The 26,515-nt window shown below is 71.3% G+C and carries 19 protein-coding genes; 12 read left to right on the forward strand and 7 right to left on the reverse strand.

The window, feature by feature from the left end; translation table 11 throughout:
• Window positions 1–23: 23 nt before the first annotated feature.
• A complete protein-coding gene (locus tag M3T53_RS07865) occupies window positions 24–6,053 on the reverse strand; it encodes an Ig-like domain-containing protein (RefSeq protein WP_272433949.1) in 6,030 nt (2,009 codons plus the stop codon).
• On the reverse strand, window positions 6,053–7,492 hold the full coding sequence (locus M3T53_RS07870) for a sugar transferase (protein WP_272433950.1): 1,440 nt from the start codon (window positions 7,490–7,492) through the stop codon (window positions 6,053–6,055). The genes M3T53_RS07865 and M3T53_RS07870 overlap by 1 nt, the downstream gene beginning before the upstream one ends.
• 254 nt (window positions 7,493–7,746) lie before the next feature.
• Here M3T53_RS07870 and M3T53_RS07875 point away from each other — a divergent pair, with 254 nt between their 5' ends.
• The 9 genes from M3T53_RS07875 (at window position 7,747) to tsaD (ending at window position 18,227) form a co-directional block, all read left to right on the forward strand.
• Window positions 7,747–9,015: a hypothetical protein gene (locus M3T53_RS07875; protein WP_272433951.1), complete on the forward strand. Its 1,269-nt coding sequence runs from the start codon at window positions 7,747–7,749 to the stop codon at window positions 9,013–9,015.
• Window positions 9,012–10,514, forward strand: coding sequence for an O-antigen ligase family protein (locus M3T53_RS07880; RefSeq protein ID WP_272433952.1), 1,503 nt, complete (start codon window positions 9,012–9,014; stop codon window positions 10,512–10,514). Before M3T53_RS07875 ends, M3T53_RS07880 begins: the two co-directional genes overlap by 4 nt.
• A 220-nt stretch (window positions 10,515–10,734) precedes the next feature.
• A complete protein-coding gene (locus M3T53_RS07885) occupies window positions 10,735–11,439 on the forward strand; it encodes a succinate dehydrogenase cytochrome b subunit (RefSeq protein WP_272433953.1) in 705 nt (234 codons plus the stop codon).
• Between the two features lie 16 nt (window positions 11,440–11,455).
• A complete protein-coding gene (locus M3T53_RS07890; RefSeq protein WP_272433954.1) occupies window positions 11,456–13,435 on the forward strand; it encodes a fumarate reductase/succinate dehydrogenase flavoprotein subunit in 1,980 nt (659 codons plus the stop codon).
• Window positions 13,432–14,175 (forward strand): succinate dehydrogenase/fumarate reductase iron-sulfur subunit, encoded by a 744-nt coding sequence (locus M3T53_RS07895; RefSeq protein ID WP_272433955.1) that lies wholly within the window; start codon window positions 13,432–13,434, stop codon window positions 14,173–14,175. Before M3T53_RS07890 ends, M3T53_RS07895 begins: the two co-directional genes overlap by 4 nt.
• Window positions 14,176–14,345: 170 nt before the next feature.
• The gene (locus M3T53_RS07900) at window positions 14,346–14,900 is read left to right on the forward strand and encodes a zinc ribbon domain-containing protein (protein ID WP_272433956.1); all 555 of its coding nucleotides are present in this window, start codon (window positions 14,346–14,348) and stop codon (window positions 14,898–14,900) included.
• Between the two features lie 250 nt (window positions 14,901–15,150).
• Window positions 15,151–15,411, forward strand: a complete 261-nt coding sequence (locus M3T53_RS07905; protein WP_272433957.1) for a hypothetical protein — start codon at window positions 15,151–15,153, stop codon at window positions 15,409–15,411.
• A 109-nt stretch (window positions 15,412–15,520) separates the two neighbouring features.
• On the forward strand, window positions 15,521–16,957 hold the full coding sequence (locus tag M3T53_RS07910) for an ATP-binding protein (RefSeq protein WP_272433958.1): 1,437 nt from the start codon (window positions 15,521–15,523) through the stop codon (window positions 16,955–16,957).
• A 211-nt stretch (window positions 16,958–17,168) separates the two neighbouring features.
• The gene (tsaD, locus tag M3T53_RS07915) at window positions 17,169–18,227 is read left to right on the forward strand and encodes a tRNA (adenosine(37)-N6)-threonylcarbamoyltransferase complex transferase subunit TsaD (protein WP_272433959.1); all 1,059 of its coding nucleotides are present in this window, start codon (window positions 17,169–17,171) and stop codon (window positions 18,225–18,227) included.
• A gap of 42 nt (window positions 18,228–18,269) precedes the next feature.
• On the opposite strand, the gene M3T53_RS07920 is transcribed toward tsaD, so the two are convergent.
• Both M3T53_RS07920 and M3T53_RS07925 read right to left on the reverse strand, forming a co-directional pair.
• Complete coding sequence (locus M3T53_RS07920; RefSeq protein WP_272433960.1) at window positions 18,270–19,439, reverse strand: glutamate--cysteine ligase; 1,170 nt, start codon at window positions 19,437–19,439, stop codon at window positions 18,270–18,272.
• A 41-nt stretch (window positions 19,440–19,480) separates the two neighbouring features.
• The gene (locus tag M3T53_RS07925; protein WP_272433961.1) at window positions 19,481–20,722 is read right to left on the reverse strand and encodes a THUMP-like domain-containing protein; all 1,242 of its coding nucleotides are present in this window, start codon (window positions 20,720–20,722) and stop codon (window positions 19,481–19,483) included.
• A 434-nt stretch (window positions 20,723–21,156) separates the two neighbouring features.
• On the opposite strand from M3T53_RS07925, the gene groES reads away from it, so the two are divergent.
• Complete coding sequence (groES, locus tag M3T53_RS07930; protein ID WP_272433962.1) at window positions 21,157–21,453, forward strand: co-chaperone GroES; 297 nt, start codon at window positions 21,157–21,159, stop codon at window positions 21,451–21,453.
• 36 nt (window positions 21,454–21,489) lie between these two features.
• Here the strand turns inward: groES and M3T53_RS07935 are convergent, their stop codons facing one another.
• The 3 genes from M3T53_RS07935 to M3T53_RS07945 all read right to left on the reverse strand — a co-directional run bounded on the left by M3T53_RS07935 (window position 21,490) and on the right by M3T53_RS07945 (window position 23,536).
• Window positions 21,490–22,335 (reverse strand): cytochrome c biogenesis CcdA family protein, encoded by an 846-nt coding sequence (locus M3T53_RS07935; RefSeq protein ID WP_272433964.1) that lies wholly within the window; start codon window positions 22,333–22,335, stop codon window positions 21,490–21,492.
• A complete protein-coding gene (locus M3T53_RS07940; protein ID WP_272433965.1) occupies window positions 22,328–23,134 on the reverse strand; it encodes a DsbA family protein in 807 nt (268 codons plus the stop codon). The genes M3T53_RS07935 and M3T53_RS07940 overlap by 8 nt, the downstream gene beginning before the upstream one ends.
• A 102-nt stretch (window positions 23,135–23,236) precedes the next feature.
• Entirely contained in the window at window positions 23,237–23,536 is a 300-nt protein-coding gene (locus M3T53_RS07945; protein WP_272433966.1) for a WhiB family transcriptional regulator, read from the reverse strand.
• 327 nt (window positions 23,537–23,863) lie between these two features.
• Between M3T53_RS07945 and M3T53_RS07950 the strand changes: the two genes are divergently transcribed.
• Both M3T53_RS07950 and guaB read left to right on the forward strand, forming a co-directional pair.
• On the forward strand, window positions 23,864–24,802 hold the full coding sequence (locus tag M3T53_RS07950) for a MerR family transcriptional regulator (protein ID WP_272433967.1): 939 nt from the start codon (window positions 23,864–23,866) through the stop codon (window positions 24,800–24,802).
• 73 nt (window positions 24,803–24,875) lie between these two features.
• Window positions 24,876–26,402, forward strand: coding sequence for an IMP dehydrogenase (gene guaB / locus M3T53_RS07955; protein WP_272433968.1), 1,527 nt, complete (start codon window positions 24,876–24,878; stop codon window positions 26,400–26,402).
• Window positions 26,403–26,515: the final 113 nt, after the last annotated feature.

Raw genomic sequence — 26,515 nt, forward strand, 5'->3', positions numbered from 1 at the left:
CTCCTGGGTCGGGGAAAGGGGGGTCATTGCTGGGTGCAGGTGATGGAGTAGCCGTTGAGGATGGCGCTCAGGGCGAGCCGGTGCGGGAAGACGTGCCGGGCCGAGCCGGCGGCGTCGACGTTGAAGGACTCGTCATACGGCATCGTCTGCGCGCCGTGGTAGGGCGCGTAGTGGTACCCGCACGAGACGGTCGAGTTCGGCGCGAAGCCGCGGACGTCGATGACCATCCTGCGGCACTGCTGGGCGGGGATGCCGCTCGCGGCGACGTCCTCGGCCGAGCACTGGGCCTCCGGGACGTTGGGGAGGAGGCGGAAGTCCCCGGTGAGGACCGACGTCGTCGCGTTCGCGCACGCCCACGGCGAGTACTGGCCGGCGGTGTTCGACGCGGCGACGCACCAGGTGACCGTCTTGCCGGCCCCGGCGTTGATCGTCTTGACCGTGCCGGCCTCCAGCCGCTGGGAACCGGTGCCGTGGGGGTTGTCGGCCTCCCAATAGGCCGTCGGGGACAGCCCGCCGCTCGCCCCCGGGGTCCAGGTGCAGGCGACCTGCGAGGACGACGTGGCCGAGCAGGAGACGGACGGGGCGGAGGGGGGGCCGTACGGCGTGACCGGGGAGGACTCGACGGCCTGCGAGTAGACGGTCGTCCCGTCGTCCCCCTGGCCCGAGGCACGCGCCTGGACCGTGTACTCCTGGCCGTCGACCAGGCTCGAGAACGTCGTGTCCGACGTCCATTCGGTGACGGCGGCGCCGCCCCTCATCACCCGGTATTCGACGCGCAGCTCCGACGCGGCCCATCCGCCCCCGCCGTGCGGCGAGGCGGCGGAGGAGGCGCGGATCATCCCCGAGGCGCCGGTCGCCTGGAACGCGGGAACCGATGGCGCGGCCGGGGTGGTGACGATCCGGGCGCTGGCCGGCGCGGACGTGGCCGAGCCGCCGCGATTGGAGGCCGTCACCGTCACCGTGTACGAGCCGGCCGGCAACTGCCCGATGGAGGCGCTGGTCTCGGCCCCCGCGGATACGGTGCGCTCGGCGGCGCCGGTCACGGCGACGGTGTACGTCACGGGGTCGCCGTTGGCCTGAGCCGGGGCCCACGAGACGTTCAGCCCGTCCTGCGTCGAGGACACCCGGGGGGTGTCGGGCGCGCCGGGCGCGCCGTAGACGTTCTCGGCGGTCGAGGACACCCACGCGGAGGCCCCGCCCCCGTCGGCGACGGCGCGGATCTTCAGCGTGTAGGTCCCCGGGGGGACGGCGAAGCGCTCCGGCGAGACCGTCGCGCTGCGCTGCGTCCCGTTGCTGAGTTCGAGCTCGTATCGGATCGTCGCGCCCTCGATGGGGGGCGACGGCGTCCACGAGGCGACGAGCTCCCCGTTGCCCCCGGTCAGGCGGGGGGTGGACGGCGCGCCGGGGGTGACGGTCAGGACGGTCGGGCTCGACGCGGTCGAGGGGGCCGACGCGCCGGCGTCGTTGCGCGCGACGACCTGGAAGGAATAGGTCTCCCCGGCGGTCAGGCCCGTCGCCTGGCACGGGGAGGCGGCGCACTCCCAGGTCGTTCCCCGGGAGGCGTCCTTCACGGTGTACCCCCTGATCGGGGAGCCGTTGTCGGCGCCGTCGGTCCACGTGACCGTCATCGATTGGGCGCCGCGCGGAGTCGCGCGCACGTTCCGGGGCGACTCCGGGGCGGCGGCGACGACGACCGTCACCGTTCCCCTGACCGCGCGCGCCGGATTGCCCGTCGCGTCGAGGACGCGGTACTCGGCGACGAGCCTGCCCGCGAACCCGGCGTCCGGGGAGATCGTCAGGACCGTTCCCGAGGCCGAGACCGATCCCGAGCCGGAGGCGACCCTCGGAACGGAGTACAGGGAGATCGGCTTGTCCGGGAAGGGGTTCGTCGCCAGGGTGGAGACGTCGACGGACACCGGCTCGCCCTGGGAGCGCAGCGTCGGGTCGGAGAGGGTGATCAGGGGCCGGGAGGAGTCGACCACCGTCATCGGGATCGCCCCGGTGGTCGGGGATGACGACGCGTCGTCGAGGGTCACGGGCAGGGCCCCGGTGGTCCCGGCCTGGGCGCCGTCGGCCGCCGAGACGGTCAGGCGGGAGCCGGCGAGGGAGACGATGAACCCGTCGGGGATCTCGCCGATCGAGTAGGAGATCGGATCGGAGTCGGGGTCCTTCGACATCTCGGCGAGGTCGACGATGACCGGCTCCTCCCCGATCCCCACGTCGATGGAGGTCGGCGTGAACGCCGGGGGCGTGTTCGACTCCGACACGACGAGGACGGGGAGGGTCAGCGTCTCGGACAGGGCGTCGGCCCCGGTCCCGTCCGCCACGACGAGGGTGATCGACGTCGCGCCGGAGAAACCCTGGTCGGGGGTGAACGTGACGGTCCCGGGGTCCTTCAGGCCGGTCGCGCCCCCGGACCCCGCCCCGGTGCGGATCGTCGTCGGGTCGGTGACGATCGGGGAGGTCCCCGCGCGCGTGACGATGTGCCTGGACAGGTCGATGAGGGTGGTCTCATCGGCGGGGACGCGGACGGGGACGCTCCCGGCGTCGACGCGGGGCCGCAGCCCGGAGACCCCTGGGACGACGACCGCGGCCCGCCCCGAGAGCCCGTCCACGTCGGTGATCGTGTACATGACGAGGCGCCATTCGTCGCCGATCGTCACGAGCAGCTCGTCGCCGTCGACGCCGGCCGAGGGGTCGTCGGTCGACACCGTGAGATCCCACGGGGAGCCGTCGGGGTCGGAGTCGTTCGACAGGACGTCGACGCGGACGTGCCCCTCGGCGTCGATGCTCTCAAGGGCGACGACGTCGTCCATCCCCGCCGGGCCGAGGTTGGGGGCGTCGGCCTTGACCTCGACGGTGACCGTGCCGATGTCGGTCCCGCCCCGCGAGTCCGTCACCGTGTAGCGGACCGCGTGGACGCCCTCGGCCTCGGGGGCGGTCAGGAGGATCCTGCCCTCCCTCGTGGTCGCGCCCAGGGCTGGGTCCGCCGCGACCGGGGTGCTCGCCAGGCTCAGGGAGTCCCCGTCGGAGTCGATGTCGTTGATCACCGGGTCGATGGCGACGACCCGTCCGGGGCGGACGGTGACGATGTCGTCGACGGCTTCGGGGGCGTGGTTCTCGGACAGGGCCGGGGCGATGCCGACGCGGATCGTCGCGCTGGCCGACGCCCCGAAGCGGTCCTCGACCTTGTAGGTGAACGTGTCCGTCCCGACGGCGCCGGAGGCCGGCGTGTACGTCAGCCAGGTGGCCCCGGCGCCGACCGTGCCGAGCGACGGGGGCTGGTCGACGCCGACGAGGGTGACGGAGTCGCCGTCGCGATCGATGTCGGTCAGGGGGATGGCGATCGGCGTCGTCGATCCGACGACGGCCCGCGCCTCGAGGCTGACCGGGTGGGGCGCGGTGTTCGCGTTGTCGTCGCGGGCGACGACTTCGATGTCGAGGACGCCCTTGTTCTCCTGGCCGTGCTCGTCGACGGCCGTGTAGGTCACGGTCGTCCTGCCCGGGGCCGACCCGGCCTTGAAGCGGACGTCGGTGCCGTTGACCCACGCCTCGCCGAGCTCGGGGTCCGACGAGACGACCTCGCCGCCCAGGGACAGGACGAGCCCGGAGGGGGAGGAGTCGTTGTCGAGGACCGCGATCGTCGCGATGTCGTCGACCCTGACGACGGCCCGGTCCGGCTCGACGCGCGGCGCCTGGAGGGCGGATTCCTCCATCGGGATGAGCGCGATCGTCCCGGTCGCCGTCGCCGTCCCGTTCGTCACGGTGTAGGAGACGGAGGAGGAGCGCTCGACGGAGTCTGCGGTCGACAGCTGGAGGAGCGAGTGGTCGACGATCGTCGCCGTCACGTGGGCGTCGTCGGGGACCTCGACCGACTGGAGGACGAGGACCCCCCCGACGGGGTCGAAGTCGTTGGCGAGGGGGGCGATGGTCGCCGACCCGCCGTCGCGCAGCATCGCGGTGTCGTTCTCGACGGCGGGGGGGACCGTCGAGTCGGCCTTCGCCGTCACGTCGACCCGCACGATGCCCGACGCGATGCCGGGCCCGTCGGTGATCCCGTAGTCGAGGTAGTACGTCCGCGCCTCGTCGGAGACGAAGGTGAAGGTGCCGGCGCCCTGGTCCACGTCGATACGCGTGCCATGCGGGGCCTCCTGGACCTGGGCGAGCTTGAGGTCCCCGCCGCTGGGGGAGGCGTCGTTCGACAGGGGGGAGACGGTGATCGGCGACCCCGCGACGACTCGGACGTGGTCGGCGTTGGCCACGGGCGCGGCCTCCGACTCGGGGACGACGTTGACGGACAGGCGGCCCGTGGCCGTCTCGATCCCGTCGGACACGACCAGGGTCACCGTCCGGTTGCCGACTCCCCCGGACGATTCGTGCACGGCGACTCGCCCCTCCGCCGTCCAGCGCAGGTCGAATCCGTCCCCGGCGGCCGACACGAGGGCGAGCGCGTCCCCGTCCGGGTCGGTCCAGTGGCTGAGGACGTCGATCGTCCCGGAGGCGCCCTCGGTGAGGTCGAGGGAGGGGATCGCCTGCTGCTCGGGGGGGTGGTTCTCGTCCCACGGGTGGATCTCGACGGTGGCGACGGCCGAGGCCGTCAGCCCCCTGCCGTCGTCGGCGGAGTAGGGGATGACGACGGAGCCGGAGGCGTCGTCGGGGAGGTCGAGCTGGAGGGCCCGCCCGGAGCGGACCGCGGTCACCTCGCCCTTCGAGCCGTGGTCGCCGGCGATCGCCGTGAGGACGTCCCCGTCCTGATCGGAGTCGTTGGCGAGGACGGGCAGGGTCGTCGAGCGGCCGGGGCGGGCGCCGAACGCGTCGTCGTTGGCGACCGGGGGGTGGTTCTCCTCGGTGCGGTCCGGGGGCGCGGTGGACGTCGAGGTCTCCGCCGCGTTGTCGCGGGTGTCGGAGTCGTCCGAGGTCTGGGCGGTGGCGCTCGTCCAGTTGTCGACGAGGGTCAGTTCCTTGTCGAGCGTCCACACGGAGCCGGACGTCACGTCGTTGAGGACGACGACGTCCCTGTTGACGCGGAAGACGGGGCGGGCGGAGGCGGCGAGGGCGTCGTCGCGCATCCGCTCGGCCGGGGCGCCGCCGCAGGCCCTGAGGAAGCTCCCCGTCCCGGACCACGCCCCGTAGGCGCAGTGCCCGAGGCGCACCGGCTGGGCGGGCGCCCCCGACGACTGGGGGTCGTCGCCGGCGGGCGTCGTCGTCGGGGAGGAGCCGTCGAGGGGGACGGAGATCAGGGCGGTGCGCGAGGCGAGGAGCACGGCGTCGGCGCTCGGCCCGGGCTGCTGGAGGGCGAGTCCGGGCTCGTTGAGGCTGACGGTCGTCCCGTCCGGGAGGTGGACCGTGCCGTCGCCGCGGTCGAGGACGACCGTGAACTCGCCGACCGCGGTGATCGCCAGGTCGGCCGACTCCTGGACGTCGATCTGCGACTCGGAGACGGGCGCCCACCCGCCCGCGGGGAGGGCGGCGACGACCGAGACGGTGCGGGTCTTGGCGTTGACGGCGTGGATCGATCCGTCGGTCCCGGCGGCGGCGACGAGCCCTTCCGCCCCCGACAGGATCGGCTCGGACCCCGTCAAGGCCGATATGGACGAGGCGGTGGCCGCCCTGACCGTCCCGAGGGAGCGGTTGACCAGGACGACCCGATCCCCTCCCTGGAGCACCGCGGTCCCCGGTTCGAGTTGGGTCTTCTCGGAGAAACCGATGGACGTCGTGTCCACGGCGGAGACGGAGGAGGAATCGGAGTCGGGGACGAAGACGTCCTCGGCGTTCTGGGTGACGTCGAACGAGGACGACGGGGTCCTCAGAACGGCGTCGATCTCCTTCGACGGGTAGTTGAGGCGGCCGACGAGGTGCTGGGACTGGTTCGTGATCCAGATGCCGCCGTCGTTGAGATCGAGGTCGGTCCTGTGGATCCCGGGGTGGACGAGGGCGGCGCCGACGAGGGCGCACAGGGAGACGGCGACCGCCCCGGTCGACCAGTGCCGGCCGATCCGCGCGCGCATCGCGCCTCGCGGGGGCGCCGGGGGATGGATCGGGTTGCTCCTCATCAGTAGGCCCCTTCCCCGCCGAGGACGGCTTTAACGGTGCGGACGATGATCTTCCCGTCGAGCCGGGCGCCCCTGTTGTCCACGTAGTGCTGGTCGAGGGCGACCGTCGACTCCCACGACAGGCTCGACCGCCCGGAGACCTGCCACAGCCCGGTGAGCCCGGGCTTGACGAGGAGCCGGCGGCGGGCCTCGGCGTCGTATTCGGCGACCTCGTCGGGCAGGGCGGGCCGGGGGCCGATCAGACTCATCTCGCCCCGGACGACGTTGATGAGCTGGGGGAGCTCGTCGATGGAGAAGCGCCTGATGAACGCGCCGACCCGGGTGATCCTCGGGTCCCGGCTGTCCTTGAACAGGACCTGGTTGCCGCTGTCCCCGCCGCGGGCGACCACGGCCGAGCGCAGGGCGTCGGCCTCCTGGCACATCGACCGGAGCTTCCACAGGGTGAAGGGGCGCCCCTCCAGGCCGATCCTCGTTTGCCGGTAGAAGGCGGGCCCCGGCGATTCGATGCGGATCGCGAGGGCCGCGACGGCGATGACGGGCGAGGCGAGGACGAGGAGGACGGGCCCGAGGACCGAGTCGACGAGGGATTTGAGGGCCAGCCGGGTGCGACGGGCGCGAACCTCGAGCGAGGCAGTCCACCCCCCGACGACCGGCAGCGCGCGGACCCTCTCGGCGGTGACGTCCTTGAGCCCGGGCAGGACGAGCATCCGGGCGCCGGTCCCCTCGATGCCGCGGAGCACGGTCGTCAGGTCCTCGGGGGTGACGGCGCCGATCGTGGCGACGACGTCGATGCCCTCCTCGTCGATCGCCCTGCGGATCTGCGCGGGCGAGGCGACGGCCTCGGGATCGGAGGCGGAGCGGCGCCCGAACCCCGATGAGAAGTAGCCGATGATGAGGAGCCCCGTCTCCGGGCGTCGCCGCAGCCCCAGGAGGATCCTCTCGAAGCCGGAGCCGAGGATGATGAGCGTGCGACGCAGGGCCCGGCCGCTGAGCCTGTCGCGCCTGAGGGACGACGCCGCGAGCGACTGGAGGACGAGCACCGCGACGAGCGAGGCGGCCAGCGCCGTCAGCGGCGGCCGCGCGTCGAATCCGATCCGCGCGCCCGCCGCCACGAGAGCCAGGGCGACGACGGAGGCGATGGCCAAGGGAATGCCGGCGACGGCGTTCCCATCGTCGAGGAGGCCCCGCCTGCGGGTCGGGGAGAACTGGAGGAGGACGACGAGGGCCGTCGAGGCCCCCAGGCCGGCGAGCGCGTCCGGCAGGCTCCGGGTCGCCGCGAGGAGGACCATCGCGGGGACGAGCGCCGCGGCGAGGTCGAGCAGGAGGAGGCGCGCGGCCCTGACGCTCCTGTACCCGGGCCATGGGACCGAGTGCAGGCGGACGCGCGGGTTGCGCGGGAGGAGGGTCTCGGTCCTCTCGGTGCGCGAGCGCGTGGGCATGCCTGTCCTCTCTCCTCTGTATCGACCGGTCGGCGCGGCGGGGCCCCGGGTCGTTCCATCTTTGAAATTGCGGTCGGAGTCTAGCAGGGCGGGACGCGCGGGCACTGCCCGTCGGGCGCGGGGATCGCCGGCGATCCCCGCGCGGCCCTTCTGACATCCGATGGGCCGATACTAGGATCGGTCGCACGTTTGGGGAAGGGCCTTATCGCCCGCCCCCTCGTCCACGCACGCCGATCGATAAGGGAAACCCGCTGATGAACGCACTCGTGCTCCCCGCAGCGTCCAGCCGCGAACTCGTCGCCCGCGGCCTGAGGAGCGGATGGCACTGGATCGCCGCCGGCGTCCTCGCCGGCGTCGTCGCGGCGGTCGCGGTGATATTCGCCGCACCGCATTCGGTCGTCGCCACGGCCACCGTCAACGTCGTCGCCGTGAACGCCGAGGGCAACGGGGCCTCCGCGCGCTCGGCGGCCTCGATCGTCGACATGCCCACCGAGGTCGAGCTCGCCCGATCCGCCCTCACCGCCAAGGCGGCGCTGGACGAGCTCGGCGACGGCTGGAGCCTCGGCGCCCTGATGAGGGGGACCTCCGTCAGCGGGGACTCCGGCGGAACGGTCCTGAAGATCGCGTACCGCGACGACGACCGCGAGCGCGCGACGGCGGGCGCCGACGCCCTGTCGAGGGCCTACCTGTCGACCCGCTCCTCGCTCGCCAAGTCCCGCTACGAGAAGAAGGTCGCCGCCATCGACTCGCGGATCGGCGAACTGGAGGGGGCGCTCGACTCGACGGGCTCCGACGACGAGAAGCGCGCGAGCCTGCGGGCGAGCATCCGGGACCTCGTCGCCCAGCGGGCGGCCCTCAACGACCCGACGATCGAGGCGGGGCAGGTCATCACCTCGGCCGAGCAGGCGCCGACCCCCGTCTCGCCCTCCCGGCGCCTCGTCCTCGTCGCCGGTGTGCTCACCGGGGCCTTCGCCGGGGTCGTCGCGCTCCTGCTGCGGCGCGCCCTCTCCGACCGGATCCGGGGGGGCGAGGACCTGGCGGAACTGCTGCGCCTGCCCGTGTGGCTGCCGGAGTTCGGGAGCATCCAGCAGAACCCCGAGGAGGCGTCCTGGTCGTCCGAGCTCGACCAGACGACGAGCGTCTTCTCCGCCGGCGCGACGGTGTCGGCTCGCTGGGCGTCGGCCGTCGAGCTCATGCTCAGCGCCTCGGACGCCTCCCCCCTCCTCCTGATCCTCGACCCGGGGTCCCCCGAATCGGACGAGCTCTTCTTGACGGTCCGCGGCGCTATCCAGCGCGCCGCGGAGGGGGGCGCCGCCTCCCGACTCGAGGTCGTCGACGCGACCGGGCCGCGGTGGCGGGTCGTCAGGGCGGCCGCCGACTGCCCGGTCTGCGCCATCGCGATCACGCCGAACCTCAGGAAATCCCAGGTCTCCCAGCTGTGCGATCAGATCGAGATGGCGGGCTGCCGGTGCCTCGGGGCCTTCCTCCTGTCCCCCCAGGACCCGCGATCGGCGGTCAGGTGAAGGACCTCGACCCGCTGGAGCTCGCCCGCCTGCTCACCGGGCGGCGCGAGGACGGCCCCGATGCGGCCCGGCTGACCCGGGCCGACCGCGGACTGCTCGTGCGGGCCCTGCCCGCCTGGCCCTTCGTCCTGTCCTTCGCGGGATTCCTCGCGGCCTGGGCGCTGGGGATCGGGGACCTGATATGGCCGGTCGCCGCGCTCCTGATGGTCTTCAGCTGGGCGGGGGCGACGAACCTCTCCCTCCCCCCGGCGACGGCCCTGTGGGGGCTCTTCCTCCTGTGGGCGACGGCCTCGCTCGTCATGAACGACACGGCGGGGCGCCTGATCGGGGCCCTGTACCGCGTCGTCCTGTACGCCTCGGCGGGCGTGATCTACGTCCACCTGCACAACGCCCGGCGGCGGATCCCGATCCGCGTCGTCACGTCGGCGATGACGTGGTTCCTCCTGTCCGTCACCGCCGGCGGCTTCCTGGGGATGGCCTTCCCCTCGCTCGTCCTGCGCACCCCGATGTCGTGGGTCGTCCCCGGCGCTCTGGCGTCGAACGACCTCGTCCACGACATGGTCTTCAGGCGGACGGCCCAGTGGAACCCCGAGGCGTGGAACCAGGTGGCGCCCCGCCCCTCGGCCCCGTTCCTCTACGCGAATCAGTGGGGCAACGTCTACTCCCTCGTGCTGCCCCTGGCCGTGCTCAACATCGTGTACGCGAGGACGCTGGCGCGCCGGGTCGCCACCGCCCTCGTCGTCCTCGCCTCGTTCGTCCCGGCGGCGGCCACCCAGAACCGGGGGATGGCCATCGGGCTGCTCGTCGTCCTCGCCTGGACGGGGGTTCAGGCGCTGCGCAGGGGGCGGGCCGCCCCGGTGATCGCCGGCGCGGCCGTCCTGGTGCTGGCGGCGCTCGCGTGGGTCGTCTCCCCGGCGTCGGAGGCGTTCTTCCACCGCCTCGAGGCCTCCCCGTCGACGACCGACCGCTACGAGCTGTACCGGCTCACCATCGAATCCGTCCTCCAGTCGCCGCTCCTGGGATGGGGGTCTCCCCGGCCGGCCGGGTCGGCGTGGCTGCCCTCGGTGGGGACCCAGGGGCAGCTCTGGCTCCTCATGCAGTCCCACGGATTCGTCGGCCTGGGGCTCTTCCTCGCGTTCTTCCTCGTCCTGGCGGTGCGCGCCGCGAGGCGGACCGACGCCTGCGGGGCCGTCGCCGGGGGAGTGATCGCGGCCACGCTCGTCGAGACCGTGTACTACGGGATGACGTCCGGCCTGGCGGTCTCCATGGTCGCCGCCGCGCTCGTCGCGCGCCCCGAGGAGGAGCTGACCAGGTCGCACGGCCCGGCGCCGGCTCCCCCGGGCTCGCGCCCTCCCGCGCGCACGCGGGCGGAGGAACGGATCGAGCGCGCCCGGGGGCGGACGAGGAGAGCCGCCGGGGAGCCGCTCGTCCGGGGAGGCGGGCGGCGCTCGGCGGCGCTCCGGGGCTCGGGCGGCGACGAGGGCGATCGCCGTCCCTGACCGGCGCTGCCCCCGCCCCGCGAAATTGGAAACGCACTATTGCGCAAAACGGGGTCGGGGCGGGGGCGCCCGAGGCGGCGGCGGGCGCGGGGCCGACGAGGGGGTCCGGGACCGGCGAGGGGCGCCAATACGCCGAAAACGACAGTGTGTCGTCAAGGCGTCGGAAGGGTCCAGACGTGGGTCCCAGATCGCCCCTGAAGCCGGTGGATAGGGTGGGCGCATGGCCACAACAAACGTCGCAACGAAGAAGCGCCGAGCGTGGACCACCAGCGTGTTCGTCAAGCAGCTGATGGCCATCTCGGGCTTCGTCTTCGTCTTCTTCCTGCTCTTCCACTCCTACGGCAACCTCAAGATGTTCCTCGGCGAGGAGGCCTACAACCACTACGCCGAGTGGCTGCACTCCGAGGCGTTCGTGCCGATCTTCCCGCACGGTGGATTCCTGTGGGTGTTCCGCGCCGCGATGATGCTGATGCTCGTCATCCACCTCTTCGCCGCCGCCTACACGTGGAAGCGCTCGCGCCGCGCCCGCCGCACCCGCTACGTGGTCAAGAAGTCCGTGACGAACTCCTACGCCGCCCGGACGATGCGCGCGACCGGCACGGTCCTCCTCTTCGGCATCGTGTTCCACCTCCTGCACTTCACGACCGGGACCATCAAGACGAACTTCACCGCCGACGCCCTGCCCTACGAGCGGATGGTCAACTCCTTCCAGTCGCCGCTGCTCGTCCTCGTCTACGCGCTCTTCGTCTTCAGCGCGTGCCTGCACGTCTCCCACGGCTTCTGGTCGATGTTCCAGTCGCTGGGCTGGGTCCGTCCCTCCACCCGCAAGCTGATGATCGTCCTGTCCGGACTCGTCGGCGCCGTGATCTTCGTGATGTTCATGGCCCCGCCGCTCGGCATCGTCGCCGGCTTGATCACGCTCTGAGGAAGGCCTGACAAACATGACTGATACCCTGATCCAGGGCCTGTACCGCGAGGGCGAGAAGATCGCCGACACCAAGGCCCCCCTCGACGTCCCGATCTCGCAGTGCTGGGAGCAGCGCAAGTTCGGCGCCGCCCTCGTCAACCCGGCGAACCGCCGCAAGCTGCGTGTCATCATCGTCGGCTCCGGTCTGGCCGGCGGCGCGGCCGCCGCCTCCCTCGGCGAGATGGGCTATAACGTCGACTGCTTCTTCTACCAGGACTCCGCCCGCCGCGCCCACTCGATCGCGGCCCAGGGCGGCATCAACGCGGCGAAGAACTACCGCAACGACAACGACTCGGTGTACCGCCTCTTCTACGACACGGTCAAGGGCGGCGACTACCGCGCCCGCGAGACGAACGTCTACCGCCTCGCCGAGGTCAGCGCGAACATCATCGACCAGTGCGTCGCCCAGGGCGTCCCCTTCGCCCGCGAGTACGGCGGCCTCCTCGACAACCGCTCCTTCGGCGGCGTCCAGGTCTCGCGCACCTTCTACGCGCGCGGCCAGACCGGCCAGCAGCTCCTCATCGGCGCCTACCAGGCCCTCGAGCGCCAGGTCGCGGCCGGCACCGTCACGGAGTACCCCCGTCACGAGATGGTCGAGATCATCGTCTCCGATGGGCGCGCCCGCGGCATCGTCGCCCGCGACATGTCCACCGGCGAGCTTCAGACGCACGTCGCCGACGCGGTCGTCCTGGCCACCGGCGGCTACGGCAACGTCTTCTTCCTGTCGACGAACGCCATGGGCTGCAACGCGACCGCGATCTGGCGCGCCTACCGCAAGGGCGCCTACTTCGGGAACCCCTGCTTCACGCAGATCCACCCGACGTGCATCCCCCAGCACGGCGATCAGCAGTCGAAGCTCACCCTGATGTCGGAGTCGCTGCGCAACGACGGCCGCATCTGGGTGCCCAAGAGGGCCGAGGACTGCGACAAGGACCCGCGTCAGATCCCCGAGGAGGACCGCGACTACTACCTCGAGCGGATCTACCCGGCGTTCGGCAACCTCGTCCCCCGCGACATCGCGAGCCGCCAGGCGAAGAACATGTGCGACGAGGGCCGCGGCGTCGGCCCGAAGATCGACGGCGTCGCCCGCGGCGTCTACCTCGACTTCTCCGAGGCGATCGAGCGCATGGGCCGGGCCGCCGTCTCGGCGAAGTACGGCAACCTCTTCGACATGTACGAGCGCATCACCGGGGACAACCCCTACGAGGTGCCGATGCGCATCTACCCGGCCGTGCACTACACGATGGGCGGGCTGTGGGTCGACTACGACCTGGAGTCGAACCTGCCGGGCCTGTACGTCGCCGGCGAGGCGAACTTCTCCGACCACGGCGCCAACCGCCTCGGCGCCTCGGCCCTCATGCAGGGCCTGTCGGACGGGTACTTCGTCCTGCCGAACACGATCAACGACTACCTGTCGGGCTGCTTCGGCCTGCCCAAGCTCGACGCCTCCTCGCCGGACGTCGCCCAGGCCCTGGCCGACGCCCAGGCGCGCGTCGATCGCCTGATGGCGGTCAACGGCTCCCGCTCGGTCGACTCCTTCCACAAGGAGCTCGGTCACATCATGTGGGAGTACTGCGGCATGGAGCGCACCGAGGAGGGCCTGAAGAAGGCCATCGGGATGATCCGCGAGCTGCGCACGAACTACTGGCGCGACGTCCGGGTGCCCGGCAAGTCGATCGGCGAGCTCAACCAGTCCCTGGAGAAGGCCGGCCGCGTCGCCGACTTCATGGAGCTCGGCGAGCTCATGTGCATCGACGCCCTCCACCGCGAGGAGTCCTGCGGCGGCCACTTCCGCGCCGAGTCGCAGACGCCCGAGGGCGAGGCGCTGCGCCACGACGACGAGTTCCTGTACGTCGCCGCGTGGGAGTGGGGCGGGGAGGACCAGCCGCCGATCCTCCACAAGGAGGACCTGATCTACACCAACATCGAGCTGAAGCAGCGGAGCTACAAGTGAACCTGACACTGAAGATCTGGCGCCAGAACGGTCCCGAGGACCGCGGCGCGATGCACGAGTACCAGGTCAAGGGGATCTCCGAGGAGTCCTCGTTCCTGGAGATGCTCGACGTTCTCAACGAAGAGCTGTTCGCCCGCGGCGAGGAGCCGATCGCCTTCGACTCCGACTGCCGCGAGGGCATCTGCGGCCAGTGCGGCATCGTCATCAACGGCGTCGCCCACGGCCCGGAGGTGACGACGACCTGCCAGCTCCACATGCGGACCTTCCACGACGGGGACACGATCACCATCGAGCCGTGGCGCGCCGAGGCGTTCCCGGTCATCAAGGACCTGGTCGTCAACCGCTCGGCCCTCGACCGGATCATCCAGGCGGGCGGCTACATCTCCGTCAACACGGGCGCGGCCCCCGACGCCCACGCGACCCCGGTCCCCAAGCAGGACGCGGAGCGCGCGTTCGAGGCCGCCGCGTGCATCGGCTGCGGCGCGTGCGTCGCGGCGTGCCCCAACGCCTCGGCGATGCTCTTCACATCGGCGAAGGTCACGCACCTCCAGCTCCTGCCCCAGGGCAAGCCGGAGAACTACACGCGCGTCGTCAACATGCTCAACCAGATGGACGAGGAGGGCTTCGGCACCTGCACGAACATCGGCGAGTGCGCGGCCGTGTGCCCCAAGCAGATCCCCCTCGACGTGATCTCGACGCTCAACCGCCAGCTCGGCAAGGCCGCCCTCAAAGGCGTGTGACCCGAACGGCGCGACGGGGCCCCGACCGGAACATCCCGGTCGGGGCCCCGTCGTTCTCGTCGCAGTCCTCGCCGTCAGGGCCGGCGGCCGGACGGCGGCTGCCGGATCGTTCGTCGCGCTCGGGCGGTCGACGGTCTACGATCGATGGACGACGACTCCGGGGAGGTCCGATGACGAATCCGACTGAGCGTCCCCGATCGCCCTATGAGAGGGACGAGCCGCCCCGCTACGACGTGCAGACCTGGCGCAAGGTCGCCTATTACGGCGGAGCCGTCCTGCAGGGCGTCGGGGTAGTGATGTTCTTCTCCGTGTTCTTCTCGTTCTTCCGCTTCTTCCGGGCCATGTCCTCGACGTTCGGGACCGGGAGCGCCGTCGACGGCCCCCACTTCATGAGCCCGTTGGGGATGTTCCCCTTCGCTTTCGTCGGGATTCTCCTGATCGGTGCGGGCCAGTGGGTGCGCAATGTCGGCAAACGGGGCCTGGCCGGTTCGGGCGTCATCTTGTCGCCCGAGGGCGAGGCGCGCGACGCCGAGCCGTGGAAGCGCTCGGAGGGCGCGCAGGACCAGGACAGGCTCGAAGAGGTGCCGATCCTGCGCGATGCCGTCGCTCGGCTCGGCTCGGTCGCCCCTGACGTGCGCGTCCGATGCCCGAAGTGCGCCTATGTGGAGACGGAGGACGCGCGGTTCTGCTCGGCGTGCGGGGCGCCGATGATCGGCGGCGCCTGAGGTCGACGGGGTTCGCTGTCGGCGCGCCTCGGGGGATCCGGGTTCGGGACCGCGGTCGTGGGCTCGTCGAGGTGCGCTGAGAATCTGAGGAGGCGGTTCGTCAGCGGCGCCGGTGGCTGGAGCGCGGCGAGGTCGGGGGCGTCTCGCGGGGCGGTGTTGTCCTGCCCGATCGGGCTGTCGCGGCCGTCCTCGTGCCGTCATGGTCCTCGCACCGTCTAGCATGGAGGGGAACTCGATCCGGGAGGACCCCATGAGCACTCAGACCGCGCCCGACTCGTCGCAGGCCTCGACGCGCTACCGCGCCGGGACGTGGATCGGCATCGGCGCGATGGTGATCTTCGGCGTCCTGTCGCTGGTCCTCATCTGCGGCGTGATTGTCGGCCCCGCCGATCTCAAGCCCTACGCGGACTCGCTCTTCCCGTGGTCCCTGGGAGCCCTGGCGGTCTCCGGCGTCGGCATGCTCCTCGCCTCGGCCCGCCGCCCCCGCGACCCGGCCTCCGAGGACGACTGACCTCTCCCAGGAGTCCGCGGCAGCGGTACCGGCGCCTGCCGCAGTGAGCTTCCCACCCTACTTCACACATAACATCCCACTGTGGGAAGTAAGTGGTATGTTGAGTGGTATGTTGGTCGAAGACGTTGAGGAAATCGTCGCCCACCTGCGCGTCACGGGATTCGATTCCCAAACGGTCGAAGTCAAGAGCGGCGTTGGCAAGGAGATTCGGCCGACGCTCAGCGCCTTTTCGAATAGTGGTGAGGGTCTGCTGATCGTCGGATTGTCCGAAGCGGATGGATTCGCCCCGACCCCTGGATTCGATCCGGCCAGTGCGCAGAATCAATTGATCGCCAGATGCCAGCAAATGACACCGGTCGTCAGGCCGAGCATCGAGATCTACGACCTCGCAGGGTCGCCCCTCCTCATCGCCCGGATCGAGGAGATCCCGACTGTCGACAAGCCCTGTTTCGTCACCGACCAGGGGCGTTACGGCGGCTCCTACCGCCGCACGGGCGATGGGGACCTGCGAATGAGCCAATACGAGGTCGATCGCCTGGTCGAGCAGCGAACCCAGCCGAAATGGGATGAGGAGCCCGTCGAAGAAGCCTCCCTCGACGATCTTGACGAAGAGGTCTTGGCCCCCTATCTGCGGGCCGAGCGGGAGCGGCGACCCAAGACGTTCGCCCACGGGGACGAGCAGGCCCTTGAGCATCTGAGGGTATGCAGGCAGAGCGCCCCTACTCTCGGAGCCCTTCTCGCCATGGGCGAGTATCCCCAGGAGTTCTTCCCGCGATTGACCGTCACCTGGGCGATGTTCCCGGGGACGTCGAAGGCCGAGGTCCTTACGGGCGCTCGACTTCTCGACAGCGAGACTCTGACCGGTCCCATTCCTGAACTCGTCGAACGGACGGTTGATCTCGTCGCGAAGAATATGCGGACCGGTGCGCTCATCGATGCGAAGTTCAGAACTGAAGTCCCGGACTATCCCTTGGTCGCCGTCAGGGAGGCGATCGTCAATGCGCTGATGCACCGCGACTACTCGCCGGTGGCCAGAGGCGCGCAAGTCCAGGTCAACCTGTTCGTCGACCGGCTGGAAATCACCAGCCCCGGCGGCCTGTACGGCAATACGACTCTCGCAACGCTGGGAAGTGCCGGGGTATCCGCGACTCGCAACCAGCGCCTGGCGACCTTTTTGGAGACGGTTTCGTTGCCCGATGGTGGGATCGTCGCGGAGAATCGAGGGACCGGCATACAGGTGATTCAGGCGTCTCTCGCCGAGGCTCTCATGCCTCCCGCGGAGTTCAAGAGCGATCTGACCCACTTCACGGTGATCTTTCGGCGCCGGAGGGTTGCGCCGACTGAACGGTATGAGACGTCGATGGATCGGGTTCGAGAGATCATCCTGCGGCGCGAGAGCGCGTCGACATCGGAGATCGTCAGCCTGACCGGGTTGAGCCGGACGTCTGTTCAGAATGCGATCAACGAGCTCATCGACGCCGGGATCGTCGAGCCGACCGATCCACCCAGGAGTCCGCGGCAGCGGTACCGGCGCCTGCCGCAGTGAGCTTCCCACCTTACTTCCCACATAACATCCCACTGTGGGAAGTTGAGTGGGAAGTTCGGTGGGAAGCTCGACGGTGAGCCGGGAGGACGGGCCCGGGCGGCGCAACCCCGATCCGCTCGCGGGACGCCGCCCGAGGACGCGGCGCGGAACCCCGGGAGCCCCCCGACGGGGCGGGCGCGAAGCCGCGTCCGGTGAGAACTAGACTGGGCCCGTGACTCAACCACTCGTCCTCGGCATCGAATCCACCTGCGATGAAACGGGCGTCGCCCTCGTGCGCGGCCACGACCTGCTCGTCGACCGCACGGCGACCTCGATGGACCAGTACGCCCGCTACGGCGGCATCATCCCCGAGATCGCCTCGCGCGCCCACCTCGAGTCCTTCCTGCCGACCCTCGACTCCGCCCTCGACGAGGCGGGCGTCGGCCTCGACGAGATCGACGCGGTCGCCGTGGCCGCCGGCCCCGGCCTCGTCGGATCGCTGACCGTCGGCATCTGCGCCGCCAAGGCCCTCGCCTCCTCCATCGGCGCGCCCCTGTACGGCGTCAACCACGTCATCGGCCACCTCGCCGTCGACGCCGTCGCCGAGGGCCCCCTGCCGCAGCGCTTCATCGGCCTCGTCGTCTCCGGCGGCCACTCGAACATCCTCCTCGTCGAGGATCTCGCCACCGACGTGCGCGAACTTGGCGGCACCCTCGACGACGCGGCCGGAGAGGCCTTCGACAAGGTCGGGCGCCTCCTCGACCTGCCCTACCCGGGCGGACCCCACGTCGATCGGCTCTCCCAGCAGGGCGACCGCTCGGCGATCCGCTTCCCGCGCGGCCTGGCCGCCGGCAAGGACAAGGACCGCCACAAGTACGACTTCTCCTTCTCCGGACTCAAGACCGCGGTCGCCCGCTACGTCGAGGGCGCGCGCGAGCGCGGCGAGCGGATCGACGCCGCCGACGTGTGCGCGGGCTTTTCCGAGGCCGTCAACGACTCGCTGACCGCCAAGGCGGTGCGCGCCGCCCTCGACACCGGCTGCGGCACGATCGTCGTCGGCGGGGGGTTCTCCGCGAACTCGCGGCTGCGGGCCCTGATCGGCGAGCGGGCCGCGGCCGCGGGACTGAGCGTGCGGATGCCCCCGCTGCGCTTCTGCACGGACAACGGCGCGCAGATCGCGGCGATGGGGTCGGCGCTCGTGCGCGCGGGGGTCGCGCCCTCCGACTGGGACTTCTCCCCGGATTCGGGGATGCCGTTGACGCAGACGTGGATGGCGCCCGCCGGGAGCTGAGGCGCGACGAGGGGGCGGCCGGGCCCGTTCGGGGAGGGCCCCTCACGTGTCGCGACGGCGCGTGAGGAATTCCCGTGGGGCGATCGGCCGGCCGAGGCTCATCTCGGCGCGCATGAGATCGACGACCGCGTCTACGCCCGCGCGCGCGGCGACGACGCGCTGACGTTCGTAGGAGGCCCCGATCGTCATGATCTGGGCGATGGAGTCGAGCTCGCCCGCGCAGTCCAGATCGTCGGCGATCGGCCGGAGTCGGTCGACGAGATCGTCGATCGCCGCCCGAGCGCCGATCGACCCGCCGGATTCGTCGGTGATGAGATCGGCCTCGAGCCCGTAGCGGGCGGTGCGCCACTTGTTCTCGGCGATGAACCAGTCGGGGATCGCCGGAAGGGCCAGGCCGGCGTCGAGCCTGCGCGAGAAGTCCTCGACGAGGCAGTGGGTCAGCGCGGCGAAGGCCCCGACTTCGGCGAGATTGGTCGCCGAGTCGAAGGCCCTCACCTCGATGGTCCCGAGCCGCGGCGAGGGACGGATGTCCCAGCGGACTTCGTCGAAGACGCTGATCGCGCCCGCCCGGATCATGCCGTCGGCGTAGGCCTCCAGGTCGTTCCACGTGGAGAATCGTCGCGGGATGCCCGCCGCCGGGAGCTGCTGGAAGAGCATCGCCCGATTGCTCGCGTAGGCGGTGTCCTCGCCGGACCAGAAGGGGGACGACGCGGCGATGGCCTGGAGGTGCCCGAGATGGGCGACGAGGGCGTCCTGGATCGGCAGGACTTTGCGCCTGTCCTCGATGCCGACGTGGACGTGGACGCCGTATAGGAGCATTTGACGGCCCCAATGCCGTGTCCGTTCGACGAGGCGGGTGTAGCGGTCCGAACCGGTGACGATCTGGCGGCTGGGGCGCGCGAAGGGGTGAGTCCCGGCCGACACGAGATCGATGCCGAGTTCGCGGGCGAAGGGGCTGAGGAAATCGATGGCCTCGGTGAGATCGGCGAGGCATCGGGAGACGGACGAACGGGGCAGTGAGGTCACCTCAATCGTGTTGAGGAACATCTCACGGTGGATGTTCTCGCGCGCAGCCCGTTCGGAGTCGAGTCCGGCCCGCTGGAGGATCGTGTCGGCTGCCTGGCGCAGGTCGCGGGAGTTCTCGTCGACGAGTTGGAGCTCCCATTCGATGCCGAGGCTGGAACGTTCGGAATGGGCGAAGGTCAAGGTCATCGGGCGGTGCCCTTCGGTCAGTGGTGCGCATGGCGGTCGTGTTATCGGGCTCGATTGTCACAGCGAATAGCGATGATCGCGCGATGACGGCCCTCCAGGCGCGTGGCGATGACGACGGCGTCGGCGTCCCCGGTCAGGGACAGGCGCGCCCGCAGGGCGGCCGGGTCGATGTCGGCGCCGCGCTTCTTGATCTCGACGCGGCCGGCGCCCATCGCCCGCAGGGCGGCGGTGATCGCCTTGGGGCGCAGGGCGACGGCGTCGACGACCTCGAAGCGTCGGACGAAGGGGGAGGCGGGCAGGTCATCGCCGGTGAGGTAGGCGATGCGCTCGGACACGCAGTGGGCGCCGAGGTCGGCCGCGAGGCGGGCGACGCAGCCGGAGCGGATGACCGCGGCGTCCGGTTCGGCGATGACCGATCCGAGGGGGCCGACGGGGGCTGCGGGCACGGGCGCGTCGGCACGGCGGACGTCGGGGTCGCTCAGGCGGTGTGCGCGGCCCGAGCGGATGACGACGGCGGTGCGCCCGGGTCCCTCCGGGGCCAGGTCCGGCGACCAGACGGCGGCCTCGACGAGGTCGGAGTCGACGCTCGTCCATTCCGCCCGCCAGTCGCCGGGCAGCGCCGAGTGGTCGATGCCGGGGGCGAGCTTGGCGCCGACCCGGGGGATGCTTTCGCTCCAGGCGAGGACGGCGGACAGGGGCGGGGACCAGGACTCGGGGTCGTGCAGGCGCGTCGAGCCGCGGGCGGCGCCGGTGCGTCGGGCGGGGTCGGCGTAGATCGCGTCGACGCCGCGCGCCGTCAAGTCCTGGGGGTCGAGGTCGGTGGCGTCTCCGAGTTCGACGCGGGCGTCGGGGAAGGCGCGCAGGTTGACGGCGGCCGCGGCGGCGGCCTCGTCGTCGATGTCGATGGCGAGGACCCCCAGGCCCAGGCCGGCCATGGCCATCGCGTCGGCGCCGATCCCGCAGCCCAGGTCGGCGACGCGGGTGGCGCCGGAGTCGACGTATCGCCGGGCGTGGAGGGCGGCGACGACGAGGCGGGTCGCCTGTTCGAGTCCGTCCCGGGTGAAGATCATCGATCGGGCGAAGTCGCCGAATTTGGCCTCGGCGCGGTCGCGCAGGGCGAGTTGGCCGAGGACGGCGGCGGCCGTCTCGGGGGAGACGCCGGAGCGGCGCAGGGCCCGTCCGAGGGCGAGGGGATCGGTGGAGGCGCGTTCGGGGCGCGACTCCCACGCCTGGAGGAGCTCCCACCCGGGGGAGGAGAGGATCGGTTCGAGGCAGGAGGGCACGGGGGAATTGTGTCATGAGCGCATTCGTGTGGGGTTCCGGCCGGTGGCGGATGGGCTTCCGCTGTCCGGTGGCGTCGCCGGTGCCGGAAGAGGGAGCCGGTGCGTCGGCGCGCGTGCGCGGGGACGGCGCCCACTCGCCGCGCATCGCTGCGACCATCCCGCGCGTCGGCGCGCGCGTGAGGGGGAGCCTGTCCGCGGGCGGGCGTGTTCGACGGGGCGCGGGACGGCGAGTGCCCGGCGGTGGGGCCGATGAGGCCCCGGCGCGGCGCTCGGAGCATCCGGGAGGACGTGTTGGCACTCGGCTTGCCGGAGTGCCAACACGAGCCTAGACTCGACCCCGGAACGCGGCGAGGAGCCGCGGTCGTGTCCCGCGCCTGACCCCCGCGACGGCAGGGAAGGGACGGTATTCGTCATCTGTGAGAAAGGGAGTCGCCATGTCGATCTCCATCAAGCCCCTCGAGGACCGCATCGTCATCCGTCAGGTCGAGGCCGAGCAGACCACCGCCTCGGGCCTGGTCATCCCGGACACCGCCAAGGAGAAGCCCCAGGAGGGCGAGGTCATCGCCGTCGGCCCGGGCCGCATCGACGACAACGGCAACCGCGTGCCGGTCGACGTCTCCGTCGGCGATGTCGTGATCTACAGCCGTTACGGCGGCACCGAGGTCAAGTACGAGGGCCAGGAGTACCAGATCCTCTCGGCCCGCGACGTCCTCGCGGTCGTCGAGCGCTGATCGCTCACCCGGTCGGATCGGCCGGGAGGACGGGCCTCACCCCTCGGGGTGGGGCCCGTTCCGCGTCCGCTGGGGGCGCATCGCCCAGACGGCGGCGACCAGGAGCGCGACGGAGACGGCGATGAGCCACCACGGCATCCGGGCGCCGAGGTCGATGATCCGTTCCTCCCACGCGGCCAGGCGCTCGGAGCCGACGAGGGAGCCGAGGGGGTTCGTCGGCCCGACGACGAGCATCCCCAGGCCCAGCGCGACGAGGATCGCGCCGGACACGGCGTTCGTCCACGTCGTCGCCCGTCCCAGGAGGGTGAGCGGACGCGGTCTGAGGAGGCGGCGGGTCCTGTCCCCGGCCGTCTGCCAGGCCAGGGCGAGGGCGCCGAGGGGCGCGGCCATCCCCGTCGCGTAGAGGGTCATGAGGAGGGCCCCTCGCGCCGGGTCGCCGCCCAGGCCGGCGGAGACGAGGACGGCGCCGAGGATCGGCCCGGCGCAGCCCACTCCCGCTAAGCCGTAGGCGGCTCCCAGGAGGAAGACCGCCAGGGGCTTCGAGGAGTCCCGGTCGGCTTGCGCTCGGGCGCGGGGCCGAGGCCACCGGGGGGTCTCGACGGCGAGGGCCTGGAGGATCCCCAGGACGATGACGATGGCCGCGCCGATGCGGGTGATGAGGCCCATATGGTCGCGCAGGACGGCGCCGAGGGTCGAGGCGGCCATCCCCAGGGGCAGGAGGACGGCGAGGAGCCCGAGCCAGAAGGTCGCGGTGCGGGCGATGAGGGTCGTCGGGGAGGCGAAGGCGTAGGCGAAGAAAGCCGGCAGGAGCATCACCGAGCACGGGGCGACGAGGGTAAGAACGCCGCCCAGGAGCGCGGCGATGGGCGCGATGTCACTCATTCCCGGTCGATCGGGCCTGTTCGAGGACGGTCGTGCGGATGTAGTCGAGATCCTTGTAGCCCGAGATCACGGCGTCGCCGACGATCATGAAGGGCGTGCCGGTGATGCCGATCTCGTAGGCGTGCTGCTTGGCCCGGGCGACGGTGTCGACCGTGGCCTGGGCGGTCATGGTCTCGCGGAAGCGGTCGAGGTCGGCGACGCCGGCCTGCTGGGCGAAGGCGACGAGGGAGTCCTCGGTGTAGGACGGGTGGTCGTTGGGGTCGGCGGCGCCGTACACGGCGTCGTGGAACTGCCAGAACCTGCCCTGCTCCCCGGCGGCCAGGCCGGCTTGGGCGGCCAGGGGGGAGGTCTCGGTGATCTGCGCGAGGTCGCGCCATTCGATGCGCAGTGTGCCGTCGTCGATGAGATCGGCGAGGCCGGGCTGGATCTGCTGGGCGAAGAGCGTGCAGTAGGGGCAGGCGAAGTCGGAGTAGAGGACGAGGACCGTATCGGCGTCGACGTCGCCCTTGGCCTGGGGGTCCTCGGGATCGCGGTGGATCTGCTCGCGGATGAGGGCGAGGACCTGGGGGTCGGTCGTCGGGACGGCGGAGGCCGGGGGCTCGGCGCCGGCGCCGGCCTGTTGGGAGGACTGGGGCGCTAAGGCCCGGGCGGCGTCGAGGTCGTCGGAGAGTCGGGCCCGGTCGGCGATGAGGAGGGCGATGATGAGGACGAGGACGGCGATGACCGCCAGGAGGGCGCCGACGAGGGGGGAGCGGCGCCTGCGCGCGGGGGCGGGGGGCTCGGGGCTGGGTGAGGTCATGTTCCGATCCGGGGTCGATGGTGGGGCGGGTGCTCCAGTGTGCCACGGACGCGACGACGGCGCCGCGATGCGGCGCCGTCGTGCGGGCGGGGGGCGGGGCGCTCAGGAGGCTCGTCGCGCGGTTCTCTGGCGGGAGCGGACCTCTTCGCGGCGCTCCTCTTCGGTCATGCCGCCCCAGATGCCGTAGGGCTCCTGGGCGGACAGGGCGTATTCGCGGCACTGGTCGAGCACGGGGCAGGCGGCGCAGATCGCCTTGGCGTTCGCGGCGCGGCGGCGGCGGGTAGATCCGCGCTCTCCCTCGGGGTGGAAGAAGAGCTCGGTGTCGAGCTCGCGGCAGGCTCCGTCGTATTGCCAGTCCCAGGCTTCCATCATGGGGCCGGGGAGTCGTGAGACGTCGGTCATGGGGGCCTCTCATTCCGTGCTGGGCCGTGGGGAGTTCCCGGGGCCAACAGGATTCACCATACGCAATTGCGCAATAGCTATTCAAGTAGCGCTCATAAATTACATTCATATGTTCACTTGTGGTGAACGTATGAGTGAGTCCGGGTATCTATACAGTTGCGTATCGATTGACACATCCAGCGACCCGCGCAGATCCGCCACGGGACCATCATTCCGACCCCTCATCGGATGATGGAGGAGTCCATTGCGGTGGCGCGTCCAGCCCGGGAGGGCCACAATCGGGCATCAGGAGATGCTCCAGGAATGAATACCTATGGGAGGGAAGCGATGCCTCGCGCTCACTTGGCCGCCGCGCAGCCGAACGTGCCGCTGTCGGTCACCGCCGTCTCCGCCAGGCTCGGAGTCTCCGCCTCCACCCTGCGCACCTGGGAGCGCCGATACGGCCTCGGTCCGGGGGACCGGCGCGCCGGGGCCCACCGGCGCTACCTCCCCCAGGACGTCGCTCGGCTGAGCCGCATGGTCGACCTCGTTCACTCCGGCGTCGCCCCCGCCGACGCCGCCGCAGCCGTCCTCGCGGAGCCCGCCCCCGATCCCGACCCCCACTCCGACGAGACGCCCCCCTCCTGCCCCGACGAACTCGCCCAGCTCGCCGCAGCCTCGTCGACCACGCACGTCATCGACCTCCTCGAGGCGTCGGTCGGCGACCACGGGCTGATCCACACGTGGAGCCGCCTCGTCGTCCCCGCCCTCGACGCGATCCGATCCGATTCCGCCGGCCACCTGCCCGGGGCCAACGGCGCGACCACGCTGACCGCAGCCTTCCTCGCAGTCCTCGGCGCCATCTACCGCCAGCGCCCCTCGGTCTGCGCCTCCGCCCGCCCCGTCGTCGTCATGTCCGACGACGCGCACTACCTCGCCGCCCAGGTCGTCGGCGTCGCCCTGGCCTGGTACGGCCTCGACGTCCGGCTCCTGTCGACCGAGGACCGCTGCGACGGGACCGGGGCCCAGCGCTTCGCCTCCCACGTCGCCGACCGCGCCGTCGGCCTGGCGATCGTCCTGGGAACGGGGGCCTCGTGCAGGACCTTCATCGACGCCCTCACCGCTCAATACGACCTCGACATCCTCCTCGTCGGACCGGACACCCCCGTCGTCCTCGACAGCCGGGTGATCCGCGTGAGAACCGCCGCCGCATGCGTCGAAGAGGCCCTCGCCCTGCTCGCACCCGACGCCGACTCCCACATCGGCATGACGCCCGCAGACGGGTGAGACACCCCACGCCCCGGCCCCCAGGCCCCGCCCCGGGCACGACCCCGGCATGGGGCGCGCCTACACTCGGCACATGGGCGACTACATCGAGAACGATCCATTCGGACTGACCGGCCTGACCTACGACGACGTCCTCCTGCTCCCCGAGCTCACCGACGTCGTCCCCTCCACCGTCGACACCACGTCGCGGCTGACGAAGAACATCTCCTTGCGCATCCCGCTCCTATCGGCGGCCATGGACACCGTCACCGAGGCCCGCATGGCCATCGCCATGGCGCGCCAGGGCGGTATCGGCATCCTCCACCGCAACCTGTCCATCGAGGACCAGGCCGCCCAAGTGCGCCAGGTCAAGCGCTCCGAATCCGGCATGGTCGAAGACCCCGTGACCGTCGGCCCCGAGGCCACCATCGAACAGCTCGACGAGCTGTGCGGTCACTACCGCGTCTCCGGACTGCCCGTCGTCGACGAGGACGCCAAGCTCCTGGGCATCATCACCAACCGCGACCTGCGCTTCGTCCCCCAAGCCCAGTGGTCCGCCCTGCGCGTCCGCGACTGCATGACCCCGCGCGAGCGCCTCGTCGTCGGCGCCGTCGGCGTCTCCCGCGAGGACGCCAAGGCCCTCCTGGCCACCCACCGCGTCGAGAAGCTCCCGATCGTCGACGACGACGATCGCCTGACGGGCCTCATCACCGTCAAGGACTTCGTCAAGACCGAGCAGTACCCCAACGCCACCAAGGACTCGCGCGGCCGCCTCGTCGTCGGCGCGGCCGTCGGCTACTGGGGGGACACCTGGGAGCGCGCCACGGCCCTGGCCGAGGCCGGCGTCGACGTCCTCGTCGTCGACACGGCCAATGGGGGCGCGGCCCTCGCTCTCGACATGATCCGCAGGATCAAGGCCGACCCCGCCTTCGACGGCATCGAGATCATCGGCGGCAACGTCGCGACCACCGAGGGGGCGCAAGCCCTCATCGACGCCGGCGTCGACGCCGTCAAGGTCGGCGTCGGACCCGGCTCGATCTGCACGACCCGCGTCGTCGCCGGCGTCGGCGTCCCCCAGATCACCGCGATCCACCTGGCCGCCAAGGCCTGCGGCCCCGCCGGCGTCCCCCTCATCGCCGACGGGGGCCTCCAGTACTCCGGCGACATCGGCAAGGCCCTGGTCGCCGGCGCCGACACGGTGATGCTCGGGTCCCTCCTGGCCGGCTGCGAGGAGTCCCCCGGCGAGGTCGTCTTCACCAACGGCAAGCAGTTCAAGCGCTACCGGGGCATGGGGTCCCTGGGCGCGATGAGCTCGCGGGGGCGCACGTCCTATTCCAAGGACCGCTACTTCCAAGCCGACGTCGACTCCGACGACAAGATCGTCCCCGAGGGCATCGAGGGCCAGGTGCCCTACACCGGCTCCCTCGCCTCGGTGGTCTACCAGCTCGTCGGGGGCCTCCACCAGACGATGTTCTACCTCGGCGCCGGTTCCATCGCCCAGGTCAAAGCCAATGGGCGCTTCGTGCGGATCACGTCCGCGGGGCTGCGCGAATCTCATCCGCACGACGTGCAGATGACGAGCGAGGCGCCGAACTACCACTCGAGCGGGGCCAACAGCTGAACCCCGTCGCGCCGGGCACGGTCCCGATCGTCCTCTGACGGTCGGGACCGTGCCCGGCGGCGATTCGGCGCCCGGAGAAGACGACCTCCCCGGCCCTCCATCGCGGATCCCGG

Source organism: Actinomyces sp. B33 (assembly GCF_028437565.1).
In the GTDB taxonomy this organism is placed as follows: domain Bacteria; phylum Actinomycetota; class Actinomycetes; order Actinomycetales; family Actinomycetaceae; genus Pauljensenia.